A 19,762-nucleotide genomic window follows, 5' to 3' on the forward strand; every position below is an offset into this window, starting at 1 on the left:
CTCGTCTCACATATGGAACGATCATGGATTTAACGTCGCTGGCAGATTTCAATGCTGTCGCGCTGCACGGCGGCTTCGGGCCTGCCAGTCGCGCGCTCGACCGTCCCAAGGCCACCCTGTCGCGGCGTGTGGCCGAGTTGGAGGAGGACCTCGGTGTGCGGCTGATCGAGCGGGGCGCGCGCAGGCTGCGTCTGACTGAGGAAGGTCTCGCACTCCATGAGCGCACGCGTGGGCTCATGACGGAGATTCAGGAAGCGGGTGAAGCGGTGGCGTCGCGTGCGCCGGTTCCGCGCGGGCGGTTGCGTATCAGCGCGCCGGTCGTTTTTGCGCATGTTGCGTTGTGCCAGATCGCCGCGCGTTTTGCGCTTGCCTATCCGCAGGTCGAACTCGAAGTCATTGCAGAAGACCGCGTTGCGGATCCGGTAGAGGACGGCTATGACCTGGTGATTCGTATCGATCCACCGCATGACGAACAACTCGTCGGGCGGCGCATTCTCGGTGATGAGCGCCTCGTGGTCGCGTCGCCGACCATGTCGATACCGTCGACGCCTGCTAGCGAGGCAGGCGAACTGGAGGTGCCGGCGGTCATGTCGGTGGCGGCGTCGTCCGGTGTGCTATGGAACATGTGCACGGAAGGCGGCGGTGTGAGCGTAATCAAGCCGATGCCGGTGCTGCGGATGTCATCGCTGTTGATGGTGCGCGAGGCGGTGCTGCAGGGCGTGGGAGTGGCGCTCCTGCCTCGCTTGCTGGTCGAACAGGATGTGCAGACGGGACGGCTCGTTTGCTGGGGGGCGGAGGCGGGCTCGCCCGTGGAAATCTGGGCGCTTTATAGTTCGCGCCGTTTGTTGAGTGCGAAGGTGCGGGCGTTCATGGACATGTTGAAACCGGACTCAGTCAGGTTCTGATGGGGCGATCCTTGAACAGAGTCAGCGCGCAGAAACTTGCGAAGCATGCCGGCGGGACAGATCTATAAATGTTCAGACGAAATACGACGCGGCGCGTGTTCCACACTTCACTGAATTAGCGTTTTTTAGTCATCGCAGACAGATAGTCGACCGCTTGAGCAATTTGATATTAATAATATGAAAATGAATGAGGTTGTCCGTGGTTCCGACCGCGCTTCGTCCTTCGGCAAGAGTCAAAGACTTGCGTTTTCAGCACGTCGGTGAGGCAGAGATTTTCCATTTCCCTACCTTTGGAAAACCGTCGGGAGCGTTTCTTGGAAGATTCTTTGAACTACTACTTATCACCTTGGGTCGTTGCCACGTTACACGGATGAAACGTTTATAATTCGTCTGCCTAAAATCTTGCTGTAAGTCATACCGGGCATGCGCCGAAGTATCGTCGATCCAGTAAAGGTTGCGTGGGCAGGCGCTCTAGCGGCGCTGGGTCAGCTTTCCTCATGAGAACGCGGTGGCGAGCGAATCGGTCGCGCCTGAGCGCTATCTGTCGGTGTCGTTCACAAGTGCAGTATTGGTGGAATTAGGCCCGCAACCCAATTAATTTCGGGTTTCGGCCGCAGCTGCTCTGTCGTTGGCTCGATTCGGCTTGCGGTGGATAACCAGATTCGCACTGGCATGGTCCGTCAAGACCGAAAGCGAAATGGTCTGATTAATCTGTCAGATATCCTGAATTTATTGATTGCCCGCCCTGAGCGGAAATTTGTTTGTCACTTAGACGGTGCGCTGGACCATTAGCGCGAAACGGGTCGGATGTTATCGGCCACTCCGTCTGCACGCCATAAATCATTTTTGAATGTTTTTTGTCCGTGCGTCAATCGAATCGATTGTGACGTTAGCCGGGATGTTGACAGAACTTGTCACGCTATAGGTGTGTACCGCGGGTGTGTACCGCGCGAATCGCAGCTACATGCCGATCTGAATGCTCGGCGTGGCAGATCAAAGGGTGTAACCACTGGTAGAACTTCGACGAGTGAATCGTTCGGGTAAATAGTAAGGATTACGTAATATTGATCTGTTGAACGGTGACAGGTCGAAATGGCAAGCATGTGGTCGCCGCGAAGGCGGTCGGCCTGCGTTCGAATACCTAACGGTATCTGCCAGCGGATAACGGCACATTGGAAGCGTCAGCTTCATCAGCAATGAACGCAATCATCGCGTTCGCCGCTTCAACTCTCTCAGTACTCAAAAGAACGCCAAAGCGGGACGACTTAGATCGATCTTGCTCATTCCTCGGGGATAACCTGCTTTTAGCGATATATACGGACAATGACGAGAAATTTCAAACTGCTGGGGGTTGCCGCAGCAACAGTGTTTGCATGGTTTGGTGCAGAGAACGCACAGGCTGCAACAAGCACCATCACCGTCGCAGGACTGCAATACAAGTTGTGCGCGCAAGAGAACGGCACCTGCAATTTCCTCGGAACAGGCTCGGTGGTGTTCGGCGCAGTTCCGCCCAACTCGCCGTCGGTCATGTTGACGGCCCCTGCTACCTTCAGCAACGGTGTCGGATGCTATGTCGGCGCGGTTTCGCAGACGGACCCCGCATACGGCTACGGCAAATCATGCTGGATGAGAGCGGCTTCGGCTAGCCCGGCACCGACTCCGACTCCGGCACCGACTCCGGCACCGGCACCGGCTCCGGCTCCGACTCCGACTCCGACTCCGACTCCGACTCCGACTCCGACTCCGGCACCGGCACCGGCACCGGCTCCGGCTCCGGCTCCGACACCGACTCCGACTCCGACTCCGACTCCGACTCCGGCTCCGACTCCGGCTCCCACTCCGGCTCCGGGCAGTTCGACCCTCTCGTGCGGCACGCCGACACACACGGCTGGCGGAACCGCCAACGGCGTGATCAGCGCGGACACCCCCACCACCGACGGCCTGCGCGTTTTCCAGAACAACGCAGCGTTCAAGCTCACGATTACGACGAACGCGCCGAGCGCGGATACGGTCGTCTGGTCCGTAGCGGACTCGAACGGCGCGATCAAGACGCAAGGAAGTTTTGCGGTTAGCGCCGGCGTGCAAACCAACTCGATCCCGTGCTCGTCGACGTGGTCCGGCTATGGCGCGCTTACCGCGACGCTGCGCTCGAACGGCGGAACGTTGCCGAACTCCGGAACGCGTCCTGTGGGTATCGCGACGTTCGGCGTGTTGCCGAACCTGACGCCGGTACTGGGCACCGTCACGTATGCGCATCAGGATCAGCACCGTTTCGGCATGCAGGGCTTCAACGGCAACATCGCCGCGCTGCATGATCTGGGCATCTCGTGGACCATCGACGACCGCGAAGTATCGGCCATGGAACCCAACGGCCCCAACACGTACACGCCGAGCGTGAACGACCTCGATCCGTTCTATAAGGCGAATCCTGATCAGATGCGCATCGTGCGTCTTGACGGACTGCCTGCTTGGGATTCGAAGACGGGTCAGTTCAACGACAGCTACTACGCGCCGTTGAACATGCCTGAGTTCCAGAGCTTCATGGCCAAGGTCGGTACCGATACGAGCCTGATTCGTGCTGCGAACTACCCGAACCAACAAAATAATTACTATCAGGTGACGTGGGAGCCGAGCCTCGGCTGGGCGGATAGCAATGCGAACTTCGTCGCCATGTACAAGGCCGCGTACCAGGGCATTCACTCGACCGATCCGAATGCCGTCGTGATGGGCCCCACCAACCCGTTCCCCGCGAATTGCGACACCTGCACAACTGGCTATCTGCAGACGCTCGGTGCGCTGGGACTGTGGAATTACATCGATGCAGTCTCAACGCATGGCTACTGGAATGCGGGCACGTTTCCGGCTCATCCGCCTGAATTGCAGGACTCCGACCCGAATACGGCGAACCAGGCGAATGCACTCGATAACCAGATCTCGCAGTTGCGTTCGGTCATGCAGGCGGGTAAGCCGAACATGAAGCTCTTCGTCACAGAAGCAGGCACGAGCTACGATCCGGGTCTTAACTACGGTCCCACGGTGCCGTCGCAGAACCAGCTGTTTGCCCAGTCCGCGGTTGGCGTGCGGTCGCACATCATTACGCTTGGCGGTGGTGCACAGTTGACGACGCTGTTCTACGGTCCCGACTATCCGGGCGAAGTGGGATACGGCTCGTTCTTCGACCTGAATGACGCGCAAGGCGCGTTCGGCGCGACGAACCTCTCGCCGAAGCCCGAAGCAATGGCCTTCGCCACGATGACGCGTGTGCTGGACGGCACGAATACATTGGGCCGGGTCACGGGTGCACCGTCCGGAACCTTTGCGTATGCGTTCCAGCAACTCGGCAATGGCAAGGTGGTGACAGCTGCGTGGGCGCACAGCAATGCGCAATGGCCTGCGAGCAGTGGGCTTTATAGCCAGACCTACTCGACGAGCTATACGCTTCAGGTCGACAGCGCCGGTACATCGGGCAACGTGACGAAGATCGATGGTTACGGCAATACCAGCACGCTTGCCTATACCAACGGCCAGGTCACGCTGACCCTCACCGAGGTGCCGCAGTACATCGTCTCGAGCAATGCGACGGTTGCCAAGGCCAATGCGACTGTTCCGCTCGGATATACTGGCCAATAAGGGCTGAGTAGTATCGACGCGCCGCTGGGTAGAGCGGTGGCGCGTCGATCAACCGGTTAAGACTAAGGGCCGGGCGCCCGGCTCATTGCCGACGCAGCGATCAGGCCGCGCAGCAGCCTCATCACCATAATCAGAAATTAGCAGCACCTATCCGCGCTTTCTCAGGCCGCCGTGTCTCGTAGATCTCTAATGTGTTGATACACGGTCGCGCGCCCCATCCCCAGCACGTTTGCCACATAGTTTGCAGCACTTTTCCCCTTGAACGCTCCTTCGGCCCAAAGCGCTTCGACCAGTTCGCGACGATGGTCGCGGGTCAGTGAGTTCAGCGCCAGCTGGCGCTCCTGAAGCCACGCGTGGAGAAACGTGTTGATACGTTCCTGCCAGTCGTCCTTGAATAACTCCTCGGGCTGCTTGATTACGCCGGCGCCGGAGATTACGCGGTCGATGACATGTTTCATGTCTTCAAAGACCGCGATGTTGTAGTTCACGCACATCACACCAACGGCAGCGCCAGCATCGTCGAAGAGTACTGTGCTGACACAGCGCATCCGCCTGCCATCCCAATTGATCTTTTCGTATGGACCGATCGTGCCTGATTCCGCCGAATGGTCGATTTCTTCCAGTGCCGATTCGTCGCCCAGTTCGCGCTTGGACAGGTTATTCGCTATGTAAGCAACGGTCTGACTTTGCAAGTCATGGATAACGATTTCGACGTAGGGAAAAAAGAGCAGCGCGATACCGTCGGCGACACGGCCATATCGATCCAGAAGAAGCTTGCGTGCGGCCGTTGTCTTAGTCTTGCGCATAGGGGGCAAATTCCAGTTTTCGGAAAGTCTGCAACGTGTTGCGCCACGATGCTGCGAATCCGCTTGTTGTGCGCCATTTTGCCATGAGCGACGCACCCGCCAGCCGGCAGCGCTCAACCCGGTCGTTAAGAACCAGGGAGAAGACAGCCCGTATTTTCATTTCTCACAGGACGCTCGCCGGCTTGCCAGATTGCGCTTTCTCAATCGCCTCGTTGCCCGGCTACGTGCCTGAATAGTTCGTAGGCGATCGCCACGTCTTCCAGTCCGAGTCCAATCGAGCGAAAGAACGCGTGTTGCCGCCGGGAGGGTTTGCTGGCTTTGCCGGACACCAACTCAGACAGGTCGCCGAGCACGCTTTGCGGCGACCAGTCGTGCAACTGCGCCGCCAATTTCATTTCCCCCGCGCTGGCAGGCGTGGTTTGACGGTAGTCGCAATAGACGTCCATGTCCGGAAGCCACGCGGGCGGAATTTCGTGTGCATTCGCGACGTTCGTGCTGATCGACGTAATGAGCGCCGGCTTCGTCAGCATGTTTTCCGACAGTACCGGTGTGCCTGAGGACGTGCACAACGCCACGACATCGGCATCGCGCACGCAATCTTCAAGCCTCGTGCAAACCAGCACGCGTTCATGAAGCGCACTGAGCGCGGCACGCTTCGATTCATTCCCCGTAAGCTCGGGTGAAAACATGCTGATCGAGTCCCACGGCCGTAGCGCCGCGAGGTGGCGCAAATGCGCCTGTCCCACCGCGCCTGCGCCGACGATGGCAAGCCGGCGCGCGTCGGCCACCGCAAGGTGATCCACTGCGAGCGCGGTCGCGCCGGCAGTGCGCTCGATGGTGAGCAACCCCGCATCGCACCACATCAAAGGCTGGCCCGTTTCCATCGACATCAGTGCGGTCCACGCCGTAATAACGGGTTTCGATTCAGTCACGATGTACGGCGACAACTTCGCGCCGAATACCTTGGCGTCCGCCATGACCCCGAGGTACGTAATGAAATCGCCGGCTCCTTGCGGAAAGGGGGTGAAGGTCTGGGGTGGTTGCACCGCGGAGTCGTTCGCAAGGGCGAGAAACATGCGTGTCAACGCGCCGCGGACATCGAGATGAGGCAGCGCGTTGCGCACCGCGTCCTGCTGGACGATCAACGGGAATACTGTGTTTGTGCTGCTCATGGGCCTGCTCTCCACATCGTTGCCGGCTTGCGGCGTCAGCGCAATTCTAAAGTCAAAAAGTCCAGTCTGGACTTTTATTTTGAAAATCGCTTGCATTTGTGAGTGTCCAGAATAGACTGTGGGTCCAGAGCGAGTGTGAGAGCCAGTCTCTTTTGCATCTCACGCGGCTTCTTGAGGTTGCGCAGTTAGCGACCATTCGTGCCCTGAATTTGCGACCCTTTAACTACACTGGGAACCACCATGCCTCTGAAGCTTTCACTCTCACTTTTCGTCGCGGCTGCGTTAATCGGTTCGGTCGGTACCGTTAGCGCGGAGACTCAAAGCACCTTGCGTTTCGGCATCGAGGCGGCCTATCCGCCGTTCGAGAGCAAGTCGCCGACCGGGCAACTGCAGGGATTCGACGTTGACGTCGGCACTGCGGTCTGCGCGAAGCTGCGCGTGAAATGCGAGTGGGTGGAGAATTCGTTCGACGGCCTGATTCCCGCGTTGCAGGCGCGCAAATTCGACGTCATCAATTCCGCGATGAACATCACGGACAAGCGCAAACAGTCCATCGATTTCACGCCGCCCATCTACGTGGTGCCGATCGTGATGGTGGCAAAGCGCGGTTCCCCCTTGCTGCCGGATGTAAAGAGCCTGCAGGGCAAACGCGTCGGCGTCTTGCAGGGATCGTCGCAGGAGGATTTCCTCAAGGCCCACTGGGCGAATGCCGGCGTATCGATCGTCTCGTATCAGGACCAGGATCAGGTGTACGCCGACCTCGTGGCTGGACGCCTGGATGCTGCGGTCCAGGAAGCGCAGACTGTTGAGGATGGGTTCCTGAACAAGCCGTCGGGCCATGACTATGCGATTGTCGGCCAGCCGCTCAGCGATCCGGCAACGCTCGGCGAAGGAACGGGCTTCGGCTTGCGCAAAGGCGATAAGGCGTTGGCTGGAAAGATCGATGCCGCGCTCGACGCTTTAAAGAAGGACGGGACGCTCAGCAATCTTTCGCAGAAGTATTTCAAGCGCGACATTATCGCGAAGTAATGCGGCGAAGTAATGCGTTCATGACCCGGTGCGAGCCAGATCGCGCCGGACCGTCAGACCTTGTAGCGAGTTTTGCCGGACTCGGGCGTGCGTTGTCGAAGGCAGGCTCGTGAGTCCATCATGCGTCAAATAAGGGCATTCGAGCGAGCTTATGGATTTCGATGTGATCGTGCTGGGAGCCGGGATCGTCGGCGTGTCGTCCGCGCTGCATCTGCAGGATCGCGGGCGCCGTGTGGCCCTCGTCGATCGACGCGGCCCCGGTGAAGAGACCAGTTTCGGCAATGCAGGTCTGATCGAGCGCTCGTCGGTGGTCCCTTACGGCTTTCCCCGCGATCTCGGTACGCTGCTGCGCTACATGCGTAATCGGTCGACCGACCTCTACTGGGACTACAAGGCGTTGCCGTCTTTCGCCACGTGGCTGGCGCGGTTCTGGTGGGAGTCGTCCCCGGAGCGGCTCGAGGCCGCCGCGCGCGACATGCTCCCGTTGATCCGGGCGAGCGTCGCCGAGCACGACGTGCTGATCGCACGCGCGGGCCTCGAAAGGCTTGCTCATGATGGTGGCTGGCTCGAAGCATTTCGCACGCGAACGGAATTTGAACGGCAGGCGGCAGCCGCCGAAGTGACGGCGAGTCAATATGGATTGCGCGTGGCGCCGCTCGACGCCGCGCGGCTTCTGGCGCGCGAACCTGGCTTAGGAGCGGGTTTCTGCGGCGCCTTGCATTGGCAGGACCCGAAGAGTATTTCCAATCCTGGGGCGTTGACGAAGGGATATGCCCGACTGTTCAAGGACGACGGCGGCACGCTTCTGATTGGAGAGGCGACCACCGTACGTTTGGAAGCCGATGCATGGACCGTGCAGACGACGCAAGGCAGGATCAGTGCCAAAGAGGTGGTCGTCGCGCTCGGCCCGTGGTCCGACAAGGTTTTTGCGCCGCTCGGTTATCGCATCCCGTTGCGCGCGAAACGCGGCTATCACATGCACTACGAAGCCACCAAGGCGATGCTCTCCGTGCCGCTTGTCGACACAGAGAGCGGGTACGTCGTGGCGCCGATGGAAGGCCGGTTACGCTTGACGACAGGCGTTGAAATCGCACGGCGCGATGCCGCGCCCACGGGTATTCAACTCGCACGTGCCGAGGGCATTGCCCGCCCGGTATTTGGTTTGGGCCGCAGGCTGGACGAAGCGCCGTGGCTTGGATTGCGTCCTTGTACGCCCGACATGCGACCTGTCATTGGGCGAGCGCCACGCCATCGAGGACTCTGGTTCGCGTTTGGCCACAACCACCACGGATTGACGCTCGGGCCCGTGACGGGCCGCTTGCTGGCGGAAATGATGACGGGTGCCGAGCCTTTTGCCGATCCCTTTCCGTTTCGTCCTGAGCGGTTCCGGTAAATAACCGTACAGTCGCTGACGCTGCGGCGAAGCGACGTCCCGGCAACGATCGCCTCAACGCCGAGCCAGGTGGATCCCGGCGAGCATGCAGCGCACCGATCCGCCAGCCAGTTCGATCGTCGGCACGCGCAACGGCAGCAATTGCGCGGAACGCTCGATGAGCGCTTTCTGTGGTGCCGTCAGGCACGACATGGCCCGTTCTGACAAGGCGAGAACACGGCCATCCTTCCCCGACAACTCCAGTGCATTCCCGGCAAAATTGCTGATCTGCGAGTGCGTGAGCGCGATAACAGTCCGGCCGCTCTCCAGCAGGCGCTTGTGTATCTCGCCGCGGCGCCTGTCGTCGCGGATCAGATCCAGCCCGATCAGCGCAAATCCGGTCGCCACGCTCATCATGACGTTGGTGTGGTAGACCGCACGGCCGTGGGCGTCGGCGGTATCGAAACACATTGGCTCGAAGTTGAAATGCGTACAGAAGCGTTCGAGCGCCACCGGGTCGGCGCGATGCGAGCGCGCTGTGTATGCAACGCGTGCGACGTGGTCGAGCACCATCGCGCCGGTGCCTTCCAGAAAGACATCGTCGCGTTCCAGGCCGGAGTAGTCGATCACGTCCTGCACGCGGTACTCCGTCTTGAGCATCTCGATCACATCGCTTCTGCGCTCGCGTCGGCGGTTGACCGAGTGCATCGGAAAGAGCGCCACGTGACCGCCCGCGTGCGTCGAGAACCAGTTGTTCGGAAAGACCGAATCGGGTGTCTCGTTCTTCCCGCTATCGTCGAACACATGAACGCGCACGCCTGCCGCTTCCAGGCTTGCCGCCGCGGCGCTGACTTCGTCGCGCGCCGCCGCGGCGAGCGCGGCCGCTTCTGTTAAATCGAGGGCGTGGCCGGCACGCTGGAAAGCATTGTCGGCCGCTGTCTCCGGATTCGGATGAAAGCGATGAGGGCGAATCATGACAACGGCGGCGGGCGCCTGCATCGACAGAAGGCTCATGGGGTTCGTTAGCGGGTTGCGGAAATGTGAGGCGAAGCGGCTGGATGGCAGACTCGATCAGCGCGCGAATGCGAACGCGTTGGCTTGTTTTGGGGTGAGGGCGGCCGGCGTGGCTGCCGTTCGCATCAGACCGCCGAACAGGTCTTTGGGATCGCTGGCTGTCGGGATCAACGCGACATCGATGCCTACGTCGTGCCGCTGTGCAAGTGCGTGGAGATAGCGGAGCGCCGAGTAGTCCTCGAGTGCGAAGCCGACGGAATCGAACACGGTGACCTGATCCGCGTGTTCCCGGCCAGCCACTTCTCCGGCAAGCACTCGCCACAGTTCGGTCACGGGCGAATCGGCGGGGAGTTGCTGAATGTCACCTTCGATACGCGTCTGCGGCTCATATTCGACGATTACCCGGCTCATCCGCAGCACGTCCGCGTGCAACTCGGTCTTGCCGGGGCAGTCCCCTCCAACTGCGTTCAGATGCATGCCGGGCTCGATCATGTCGGGCGTGACGATCGTCGCATAGGTTTTGTCTGCGGTGACGGTTGTGACGATATCGGCGCCGCGCACCGCGTCGGCGGTCGAAGTCGCGCGGACGATGCGCAGTGCCGGCCATGCGGCAAGATTGCGCACCAACTTATCGGTTGCGCGCGCATCGACATCGAACACGCGAATTTCATTGATGCCGAGCAGTGTGTGAAACGCGATCGCCTGAAATTCGCTTTGCGCGCCGTTGCCGATCAAGGCCATGCGTTGCGAGTCGGGGCGGGCCAGGTTTCGTGCGACGAGCGCGGAAGTTGCCGCAGTGCGCAGGGCCGTGGTCAGCGTGAGTTCGGAGAGGAACAGCGGGTAGCCGGTATCGACAGATGCAAGTGCGCCGAACGCCATCACCGTTTGAATGCCGCGCTCGGCATTGATCGGGTGGCCGTTCACGTACTTGAAGGCGAACAGGTTCGAATCGGCGACGGGCATCAATTCGATGACGCCTGCCTGGGAGTGGCATGCAACGCGCGGAGACTTGTCGAATTCGCGCCATCGAAGATAGTCGGCGCGGATGGTTTCAGCGAGTTCGCTCAGGAATCGCGGCACGCCGATATCGGCGACGAGTCGGTACGTGGCGGGTACGTCGAGAAAGCGGGTCATGGTCATGTCTCCGTTATCGATGCGGGCTCCAGTTCGGGAGCGGTAACGAAATTATTCCTTCCGACCTCGCCAACAAAAAGACAGCAAACGTCGCAAATTTCACCACTAAAGTGGCAAAATGCTCAGCTTAAATGGCGTTTTGTACATTGCCGTACAAAGGCTTCACCAGGAACGTGCAGACGGCGAACGCCGTTGCCGGCCACACGGGTCACCACCATGATCAACCTCGATGACATCGACAGGCAGCTCATCTCGCTGTTGCGCGACAACGCACGCATGCCAGTGGTGACACTTGCGAAGCAACTGCGCGTGGCGCGCGCGACGGTGCAGAACCGGCTCACGCGTCTCGAGGAAAGTGGTGTGATCGTGGGCTATACGGTGCGGCTGAAGCCGGCGGCCGAGGCGCACCGGATTCGCGCGCTGATGTCGATTGCTGTGGAAGGCAGCCGCGCGGCCGACGTGCTAAAGGTGCTGCGCGGCCATCCCAACGTCGCGACCATTCACAGCACTAATGGGCGGTGGGACCTCATCGCGGAGTTGCGGGCGGACTCGCTGGAGAACTTCGACCGGGTGCTCGGCGCGATCCGTTTGATTGACGGAATCGCGAGCACCGAAACCAGTATCTTTCTATCGACGCACAAGATGTGAGCTGGCAGGAAATCCAGCCTTCATTCGCCCTCTCAATAGCCCGCGCTTTTGCCGCCGGGGCCGATAGCATGGAAGGTGTAAAGGCAATCGCCTATTGTTCATACAAATAAATGCCATGCACTTTATACGAAAAAGTTAATCAATCTTTCTCTCTCAATTCTGACGACTCTGTCCACCGGTCACGGCAGTGCTCTCCATCTAGCGCGTATAACGGCGCTTGTTCGAAAAGTACTTAACCCTGCAAAGGTTTGCGAGAGATGAAATTTCTCTGTTTAGTTAATGGACTCGAAATAGGCCGCGTGAGATTTCTATTCCGATAAAAAATCGGCAAAAAAAAGCCGACACATTGTGTCGGCTGAAAAGACTCTGGCGTCCGAGGATTGCATGCCAGAACCTGAGAGACGTCAATCAGTCAATTTTGCAGATGGTAGTGCGAGACATAGCCATTTTTACCGCATATTAAATTTAACAATGTAGCGGCGCGGCCCGGCAGAACAGGGTTATCTTTAAGTGGGCTGGCTTCACTGCGGCAGATCATAAACCAAAAGCCTCAGTTCAGCATAAAGATGTCAAAAAAACAGGTCACTCGTGCATTGCCGAATCCACAGTCAGGGAATTCCGATATTTGCATAGGGATTTCCTTAATTGAATTCTATTCCATACTAATGTGATGGCGGATCGCGTAGCGAATCAATTCCGAATTATTGTTAAGTCCTAATTTTTGCATGAGGCGCATTTTATGTGTGCTGATGGTCTTCGCGCTGAGCGCGAACGCTTCCGCGATATCGTTGATGCTCTTTCCCGCGGCCAGCGCTTGCAACACCTGGAATTCACGATCGGACAGGATGTCGTGCGGTGGGGTGTCGCCGGAGTGCGTGCCGAAGATCATCGAGTCCACCAGCTTCGGATCGATGAATCTTCCGCCTTCGGCCAGCTTGCGAATCGCGGTAAGCAGGATCTCCGGGTCGCTGTCTTTGGTGAGGTAGCCGGTCGCGCCGGCGCGCAGGGCGCGAGAGACGACCTGGGCCTCGTTGTGAATGCTCAGCACGAGCACCGGCAGGCTGGTGTACTCAGCCCTGATGCGCCGGATCAGGTCGATGCCGCTAATGCCCGGCATCGTCATATCAAGTAGCAACAGGTCGGGACAACGGGCGCGTAGTTTGTCGAGCACTTCGGCGCCCTCGGCCGCCTCGTCGGCGACGATCATGTCGGTGGTGGTCGCGATGATCTGCTTCAGGCCACCTCGCACGATCGCATGGTCGTCTGCAATGAGGATTTTTATCATGTGCTTTTCCCTGTCCTGAGGGGGACGTGAATGGAGACGACCGTGCCCGCGCCGGGTGCGCTCTCGATCTGCAATGTGCCGCCAATCAACCGCGCGCGTTCGCTCATCCCGAGCAAGCCGTAGGAATAGCGCCGGCGCGCCGCGGGCAGATCGAAGCCGCACCCGTTGTCGCTGATATGGAGGGCTAACTCACTGTTGTCGCCGGTTAGCGTGACGTCGACTCGCGAAGCGTCAGCGTGGCGCGCAACATTGGTGAGCGAGGCCTGCGCGATGCGGAATACGGCTGTTGCATGTGCATCCGGCAGAACCGGTTCGCTGCCATGAATCGACAACTGGCACGGCATGCGATTACGTCGAACGAAGTCGTCCACGAGCCACTCGAGCGCCGACAGGATGCCGAAGTTTAGCGCAGCCGGTCTGAGGTGGCTGGCGACATTGCGCACCATCCAGATCGTCTTCTCGACCAGTTCGCGCATGTCTTCGGTCTTTCTGGCGGCTTCCGAATCGCTGTTGAGCCGCATCCGCAACAGCGATACATCCATTTTCAATGCGGTCAGCAACTGTCCGAGTTCGTCGTGGATTTCCATGGCGATCCGTTTTCTTTCTTCTTCGCGAACCGCCTCCATGTACGCGGATAATTCGCGCAGCCGCTCACGCGATTCGAGCAGTTCCTGTTCGACACGCTTGCGTTCCGTCATGTCCTGAATCGTACCGACCAGCTTGAGCGGGTAGCCCGGCCCTTCGTGGGAGGCTTCGACGTGAAGCTGCACGATGCGCGGTTCGCCGTCAGCGCCGGTCAGGCGGCAATCGAGGAAATGCGGCTGCCGGTCGGTGATGACCGCACGCACGGCCTGCCGGACAGCGGCCCGGTCCTCGGGGTGAATGGCGGCACGCAGTGTTCGATAGCTCGGCCTCACGCCCGTCGGCTCGAGACCGAGGATCCGGTACATCTCGTACGACCAGTGCGTCACGCCGGCGGCCGCATTCCATTCCCAGTCGCCAAGTTTGGCCAGCCGCTGGGCGTTCGCCAGACTGGCTTCGCTGGCGCGCAATTTCTCTTCTGCCTGTTTGCGCGCCGTGACGTCGTTGAGGCCGACATAGATCGCCGGGGCGTCGGCGAACGTCGCAATGCGAGCGGTCGCCACCGCCCAGAAGCGTTCACCCTTCGCATTCCTGAACTGGATTTCAGCGTTGGTGAATCCGCCTTCGGCGCGCAGCAGTTCGACCGTCCTGTCGCGCTCTGTCGGATCGTTATAGAAGTCGCCCATGTAGGTGGCTGTGCAATCGTCCGCGCCGAAACCGAACAGCCAGCGAAACGGCCCGTTCATATATAGGACCCGCCCATCCAGCATGGACGTAATGCACAACGGTACCGGGCTCGTTTCGACGATCGTGCGAAAACGCGCTTCGCTCGACACGAGTTTCGTTTCGGTTCGTTTGCGCTCGTCGATCTCGACGTGCAGGTTTGCGTTCGCGCGCGCGAGTTGATCGGTCCGCTCGGCGACACGGATTTCGAGTTCGTCGCGCACGCGTGAGAGCGCTTCTTGCGCCTGTTGCCGAACCGCCACCTCGCTCGACAGACTGTCGTTTTGCGAACGGAGTTGTTTGTGCATGGCGCGCAACGCGAGGTGGGTGCGAATGCGCGCCAGCATTTCGGCGACCTGGAACGGTTTAGTGACGTAGTCGATGCCGCCCGCGGAGAATCCTTCGACGAGGTCGTCCGTATCGGCGAGCGACGTCATGAAAATCACCGGAATTTCGCGGGTCTGCTCGTCGCGCTTGAGCCGGCGACAGGTTTCGAAACCGTCTATACCCGGCATTTTCACGTCGAGCAGGATCAGGTCGGGTTGCGAAAAATGCGCACGTTCGAGCGCCTCCTCGCCGTCGAGCGCGACAAGCACGCGGAAGCCCCTATTCTCGAGACTTTCGACCACGACGCCGATGTTGATCGGCGCGTCATCCACAACCAGAATTGTGGCCGGCTCTGCCACGATCGTCGTGTCATTCATGGCTTGTGCATCCTCTCGAGATGTTCCTCCACGAGCAGCAGGATGGCCTTGGACTGATAGCCTTTCACAAGCGCGCGTAACTCCGTTGTCAATGCGAGATTGCGCGCGTCGAGCGTCGCCATCCTGTCGGCCCATTCGGCGATGGCGCGCATGTCGCCCAGGCGGGCGAGACGATGCAGATTGTCGAGCTCGCCTTTGGGCAAGGCGGGAGCGCTTGCGCGTGGTGCGTCAGGTTGGGGCGAACGCGTCACGGGCGAGTAAATCCACTTCAGTACCAGCAAGTCCGCCAGATGGGCTTGCAGCCGGCCGAAGTCGACCGGCTTGGCAAGGAAAGCGTTCGCGCCTGCGTCGGCGCTTCGCTTCTCGTCGCTCCAGGAAGGATTCGCCGATACGACGATGATCGGAATATCGCCAAGTCCTCGTAATCGACGCAATCGGCGCGTCGTCTCGAGTCCATCCATGTCCGGCATCAGAATGTCGGTCATGACGAGCGACGGCTTCCCGTTTAGCGCCTGCGCGAGTCCTTCGTGGCCGCCGGCGGCCTCCAGGGTGTCGAAGCCGAGTTGATCCAGAAACTCGACCACCACGGCTCGATTGACGGGCTCGTCGTCGATCACCAGCACTTTGCGGCGCGGGCCGGTATAACCCGTCACGCGCTGCGCGGTCGGCGCTGCCGGGTCGGTGGGCGCCGTGGACGTATCGGCAACGGCCGGCGCGAGATCGAACCAGAAGGCGCTCCCGTGCGCGACCACGCTTTCCACGCGGATTTCGCCGCCCATTGCGCGCACGAATTGCTGGCTGATCGCGAGACCGAGTCCCGCGCCACCGGCGCGCCGTTCGGGGCTGCCGGTCTGCTCGAAAGGCCTGAAGATTGCGCCGAGCTTGTCGGCCGGAATGCCGATACCTGAGTCCTGCACGCAGAAGCGCACTGCGCCTGAAGGCGCACGGGTGACTTGCAGGCTGACCCAGCCTGCGTCCGTGAATCTGACCGCATTCGCCAGCAGATTAAGCAGAACCTGCCGTAAGCGGCGCTCGTCCGCCCGCACCGCGCAGCCCAGGTCGGGGGCCAGCTCGCATAGGAATCGCAGGTGCTTTTGCTCTGCCTTCATGCCGATGATGTCGCGGATCGCATCGAGGACGCCCGGCAGCGATACATCGGCCATCTCAATGCGCAGCTTGCCGGCTTCGATACGCGCGAAGTCGAGCGTATCGTCGATCAGCGTCAGCAGATGTTCGCCGCTACGGTGGATCACTTCGACCGCATTGCGTTGGCGCTCGCTCTGGCTGCCGTCGCGCAGCAAGATCTGCGCATAGCCGAGGATGCCGTTCAGCGGCGTGCGCAGTTCATGGCTCATGTTCGCGAGGAATTCGCTCTTGGCCCGGTTGGCGGCTTCTGCCAGGTGCCGCGCTTCCCGCTGCAGCGTGGCATCGCGCTCGGCGAGATAGGCGTCGTGCAGCCGTGCGCCCATGCTGTTGAACGCGCTTACCACGCGATCGAGCTCGTCCGGCCGGCGCGGCCGGCGGCGCGGCAGGACGAACGGCTTTGGCGCCGCACGGAAATCGTATTCGCTGACCTGCCGGGCAATCGTGGCGAGATGCCGGGTAACGAGGCGCGAGAAGATGTAGATGGTGAACAGCGCAACGATGAACGTATAGGTAGCCTGACTGACCAGAATGACGAGCGCGGTTTGTGTCAGCGCTTGATAGAGATTGGCCAGCGTCGCTTGCACATAGAGCGTGCCGATCTTCTGCTGGGCGCCGTGGATACGGTAAAAAATCGGAAATTCGCGGGATATCACGGCGCCCGTCCTGCGTTCGCCAGCCGTCACCACCATCGGCGTCGCGCTCGATCCGGTCTCGCGCACCTCGGCGGCGCACATGTCGGCAAGCCGCAAGATACCGTTCAGTTGAAGCTGAAGTTCAGTCCGGTTGAGTTGCCACAGACCCTCGCCAAGACTGTCGCGATTGCTTCGGTCGATGTCCGATAGGCGGGTCTCGATCAGTTCGACGCCGCGGCTATAGTCGCGATAGAGCTGGAGCGCGGTCAGCAACAAGGTTACCGCGCAACTGAACAGCAGCACGGTGGCCAGCAGCCGGAGAACCACGCTATGGCGGAATCGGCCGGGCGAGGCAAAGAGTGAACCAACGCTATTCACCACCATATTTCCCCGCGAGTGCTGTGATTCTTGTCGGTATATTTTGCACTCGTAGCCGAATCTCGGTCTATAAGGGGCCGTCGAGGAAATCTGCTCCGGCAAGCGCCTGCGAATGACCTGCTGCGTTGGCGAGCCATACTCGCTTCCACATGGTGCTCGCGCTGTTCGCGGCAGCGGCGCCATGGGGCAACGGCTCCCCAACGATTTCGTGGGCACTGCCGATGACTTCGTGGACCATCATCGACTCACGGGTACTGAGTTTCCCCGGCTGGAATCGGGACAGATCCGACATGGCATCGGCCAGACGCTTGACCGCAACCGGATCGTGACCGGTCAACGGCCAGCAGTGCAAAAGATAGGCGAGCGGCACCGGTTTTCTTTCTTCACACCAAAGCTCGAATAGACGTACGCACAGCTTGTCGATGCGTTTAACTGTATTCTCGCGCGGCAAAAAATAGTCGGTCATGACGGTGGCCCGGCGACGGTATGTGATGGACCACTTTAAACGCTCGGCCCACGTGTCGCCGTCAGGCAGTCCGGACTATGCACGGCTGGTTCCCTGATTTTTGGGTCAGGAAATCCTTAACGTCTATAGTCCACTGAATCAATTCTGTTTCTTTTCGTCGAACGGATCGAGCCAGAGTTCTTTGCGATCCAATGGCACCCATGCCGGGAGCAGGGGATTCTTCAAATCGATCAGCACGCGGCGCTCGAGGTGCAGATCGGCGATTCCTTGCCCGAAGTGTTCGCGGAATAACGCCTCAAAACTTCCATCCTTCAGCATGGCTTCGAGGCCGTCTCTAATCCGCTTCGCCAGCAGCGGCTCGGTTTTGCTGACGTAGAAGAACTGCGCATACGGGTATCGGATCAGGAGGTGAGAATCGATTCTCATAGTTGGATAGCGCGGCTGAAAGGCCTTCAGTTCGCGCGTGATCTCAACCACGCCGCGCGGGAAGATATCGAAGCGGTGGTCAGCCAGCATCGGAAAGAGAAGGTCATAACGGCTTGCGGTGACAAGCGGAACACTGGCTAGGCGATAGACAGGGACATCGCCCCAATCCTGCCCCTGGCCGACGCTGAGTGTGCGCAGACCCTGGAGGTCGTGGATCGTGTCGAGCTTCGCCTGCTCGTCTTGATTGATCAATGCCACGCGATAGCCGAGCAGGCCACGGTCGATGGGAATCGGCACCGGAATCGCAGCGGCGTCGAGCTCCGGGTGTCCGGGTTCGCTCGCCAGGACGTTGATCAGGCGGCCCGATATCACCTCGTCGATCTCGCGTTGGGCCGACATCGGTGAAAAATAGGTGTCTATGACGTATGGGCCATAGGCCGGGACGGTGCGGTTCAGCGCGGTGATAAGAAAGGCCCACCGGCCCTCTCTCACAACGTCCCCGGATACGCGAAGAATTCGGACGTGAGTCGGGGTGGCGTGCGCCGCAACGGTCGACGGATTGGGCGCTACGGTGCCGCCGAAGGCCGGACTCAACAGCGCACCGGCAATGAAGGAGAGCACCACAGATAGTTTGATGCGGCCGCGTGATCTGGATCGACAGATTCCATTAAAGTGATCGAGGACGAACATGTGTGGCCTGAACCGGAAGCGACGTGTAAGCGGCAGTATGAGTTCGAGTGGCTGCTTTGGCCACCTTCAATAGTTGCTGTGTGGAGGCGGATTCTTTCGGGAGTTCTGCTTGCCTGAATGAGGGCGCCGCGGGTGAGCTAGCCGGTTTTCTTGCCGGATCAGTATGGTTAAGTCGTGTCGATCCGCTCGACCGGGCGGGGTTCAGCAGGACCTGCCACACTGGCGCTATGCTAGTGGCTTCGCCTACCTCGAGGAGCAACCGATGAAACAGACTGCAGGATCGATGATCACGTTTAGCCGCCCTGACGGCAAGGATGTCCAGGGTTATCTGGCCAAGCCGGAGAAACCGGAGGGCGCGCCTGCCATCGTCGTGATTCAGGAGTGGTGGGGTTTGAACGACCAGATTCGCGGCGTGGCGGACCGGCTCGCGCAGGCCGGCTATCTGGCGCTGGTGCCTGATCTCTTCCGCGGCAAGTCGACGGTTGAAGAGGCGGAGGCGAACCATTTGCTGAGCGGACTCGACTTCGGCGACGCCGCGACTCAGGATGTGCGGGGCGCCGTCCAGTATCTGAAGCAGCATTCGGCGAACGTCGGCGTGACCGGCTATTGCATGGGCGGCGCGCTCACTTTGCTCGCGCTATGCAATATCCCCGAAGTGTCGGCCGGGGTGGTGTGGTACGGCTTCCCTCCGCTCGAGTACATCGACGCATCGAAAATCAAGGTTCCGGTTCTCGGTCACTGGGCGACGCAAGACGAATTCTTTCCGGCTGAAACGGTCGACGCATTGGAGGCCAAACTCACCGCGGCCAATGTCGACGTCGAGTTTCATCGCTATCTCGCGTACCACGCGTTCGCGAACGAAACGGCAGTCGGGCCGGGCCGTATCTCCAGGACCCAGTTCGATCCGGTCTGGTCGCAGCAGGCCTGGGACCGCACGCTGACGTTCTTCGGCCGCACGCTCTGGAAGTAGCACGCAAGCGCAGTCGCCAGTCGCATGCTGTCCGGGCAGCGTGGACAGCA

16 protein-coding genes are annotated in these 19,762 nt (G+C 60.1%); 6 read left to right on the top strand and 10 right to left on the bottom strand.

What is annotated here, in order from left to right; all coding sequences use genetic code 11:
- Positions 1–23: 23 nt before the first annotated feature.
- A complete protein-coding gene (locus tag KHO31_RS20440) occupies positions 24–905 on the top strand; it encodes a LysR family transcriptional regulator (protein WP_211624033.1) in 882 nt (293 codons plus the stop codon).
- Positions 906–2,547: 1,642 nt separating this feature from the next.
- Here KHO31_RS20440 and KHO31_RS39365 read toward each other — a convergent pair.
- Complete coding sequence (locus KHO31_RS39365; protein WP_236071359.1) at positions 2,548–2,691, bottom strand: hypothetical protein; 144 nt, start codon at positions 2,689–2,691, stop codon at positions 2,548–2,550.
- 122 nt (positions 2,692–2,813) lie between these two features.
- Between KHO31_RS39365 and KHO31_RS20445 the strand changes: the two genes are divergently transcribed.
- Positions 2,814–4,535, top strand: a complete 1,722-nt coding sequence (locus KHO31_RS20445; protein WP_236060735.1) for a hypothetical protein — start codon at positions 2,814–2,816, stop codon at positions 4,533–4,535.
- 161 nt (positions 4,536–4,696) lie between these two features.
- Here the strand turns inward: KHO31_RS20445 and KHO31_RS20450 are convergent, their stop codons facing one another.
- Entirely contained in the window at positions 4,697–5,341 is a 645-nt protein-coding gene (locus tag KHO31_RS20450; protein ID WP_201074175.1) for a helix-turn-helix transcriptional regulator, read from the bottom strand.
- Positions 5,342–5,541: 200 nt separating this feature from the next.
- Complete coding sequence (locus KHO31_RS20455; protein WP_211624037.1) at positions 5,542–6,513, bottom strand: ornithine cyclodeaminase family protein; 972 nt, start codon at positions 6,511–6,513, stop codon at positions 5,542–5,544.
- A gap of 240 nt (positions 6,514–6,753) precedes the next feature.
- Here KHO31_RS20455 and KHO31_RS20460 point away from each other — a divergent pair, with 240 nt between their 5' ends.
- Both KHO31_RS20460 and KHO31_RS20465 read left to right on the top strand, forming a co-directional pair.
- The gene (locus tag KHO31_RS20460) at positions 6,754–7,542 is read left to right on the top strand and encodes an ABC transporter substrate-binding protein (RefSeq protein ID WP_201074180.1); all 789 of its coding nucleotides are present in this window, start codon (positions 6,754–6,756) and stop codon (positions 7,540–7,542) included.
- 151 nt (positions 7,543–7,693) lie between these two features.
- Positions 7,694–8,935 (top strand): NAD(P)/FAD-dependent oxidoreductase, encoded by a 1,242-nt coding sequence (locus KHO31_RS20465; RefSeq protein WP_201074182.1) that lies wholly within the window; start codon positions 7,694–7,696, stop codon positions 8,933–8,935.
- A gap of 54 nt (positions 8,936–8,989) precedes the next feature.
- On the opposite strand, the gene ctlX is transcribed toward KHO31_RS20465, so the two are convergent.
- Together ctlX and KHO31_RS20475 are read right to left on the bottom strand one after the other, a co-directional pair.
- Positions 8,990–9,928, bottom strand: a complete 939-nt coding sequence (gene ctlX / locus KHO31_RS20470) for a citrulline utilization hydrolase CtlX (RefSeq protein ID WP_211624038.1) — start codon at positions 9,926–9,928, stop codon at positions 8,990–8,992.
- A 57-nt stretch (positions 9,929–9,985) separates the two neighbouring features.
- A complete protein-coding gene (locus tag KHO31_RS20475; RefSeq protein WP_211624039.1) occupies positions 9,986–11,062 on the bottom strand; it encodes an ornithine cyclodeaminase in 1,077 nt (358 codons plus the stop codon).
- Between the two features lie 216 nt (positions 11,063–11,278).
- On the opposite strand from KHO31_RS20475, the gene KHO31_RS20480 reads away from it, so the two are divergent.
- Positions 11,279–11,710 carry an Lrp/AsnC family transcriptional regulator gene (locus KHO31_RS20480; protein ID WP_201074187.1) on the top strand — a complete coding sequence of 144 codons (432 nt, stop codon included), beginning with the start codon at positions 11,279–11,281 and terminating at the stop codon, positions 11,708–11,710.
- A gap of 652 nt (positions 11,711–12,362) precedes the next feature.
- Here the strand turns inward: KHO31_RS20480 and KHO31_RS20485 are convergent.
- The 5 genes from KHO31_RS20485 to KHO31_RS20505 all read right to left on the bottom strand — a co-directional run bounded on the left by KHO31_RS20485 (position 12,363) and on the right by KHO31_RS20505 (position 18,742).
- Positions 12,363–12,995 (bottom strand): response regulator, encoded by a 633-nt coding sequence (locus KHO31_RS20485; RefSeq protein ID WP_201084969.1) that lies wholly within the window; start codon positions 12,993–12,995, stop codon positions 12,363–12,365.
- Positions 12,992–15,004 (bottom strand): hybrid sensor histidine kinase/response regulator, encoded by a 2,013-nt coding sequence (locus KHO31_RS20490; RefSeq protein WP_201074191.1) that lies wholly within the window; start codon positions 15,002–15,004, stop codon positions 12,992–12,994. The genes KHO31_RS20485 and KHO31_RS20490 overlap by 4 nt, the downstream gene beginning before the upstream one ends.
- Positions 15,001–17,166, bottom strand: a complete 2,166-nt coding sequence (locus tag KHO31_RS20495) for a hybrid sensor histidine kinase/response regulator (RefSeq protein WP_211624040.1) — start codon at positions 17,164–17,166, stop codon at positions 15,001–15,003. Before KHO31_RS20495 ends, KHO31_RS20490 begins: the two co-directional genes overlap by 4 nt.
- A gap of 61 nt (positions 17,167–17,227) precedes the next feature.
- Positions 17,228–17,626 (bottom strand): hypothetical protein, encoded by a 399-nt coding sequence (locus KHO31_RS20500; protein ID WP_211624041.1) that lies wholly within the window; start codon positions 17,624–17,626, stop codon positions 17,228–17,230.
- A gap of 138 nt (positions 17,627–17,764) precedes the next feature.
- The gene (locus KHO31_RS20505) at positions 17,765–18,742 is read right to left on the bottom strand and encodes an ABC transporter substrate-binding protein (protein WP_211624042.1); all 978 of its coding nucleotides are present in this window, start codon (positions 18,740–18,742) and stop codon (positions 17,765–17,767) included.
- A gap of 262 nt (positions 18,743–19,004) precedes the next feature.
- Between KHO31_RS20505 and KHO31_RS20510 the strand changes: the two genes are divergently transcribed.
- Complete coding sequence (locus KHO31_RS20510) at positions 19,005–19,712, top strand: dienelactone hydrolase family protein (RefSeq protein ID WP_211624044.1); 708 nt, start codon at positions 19,005–19,007, stop codon at positions 19,710–19,712.
- Positions 19,713–19,762: the final 50 nt, after the last annotated feature.

It is taken from the genome of Paraburkholderia domus (genome assembly GCF_905220705.1).
GTDB lineage: Bacteria > Pseudomonadota > Gammaproteobacteria > Burkholderiales > Burkholderiaceae > Paraburkholderia > Paraburkholderia domus.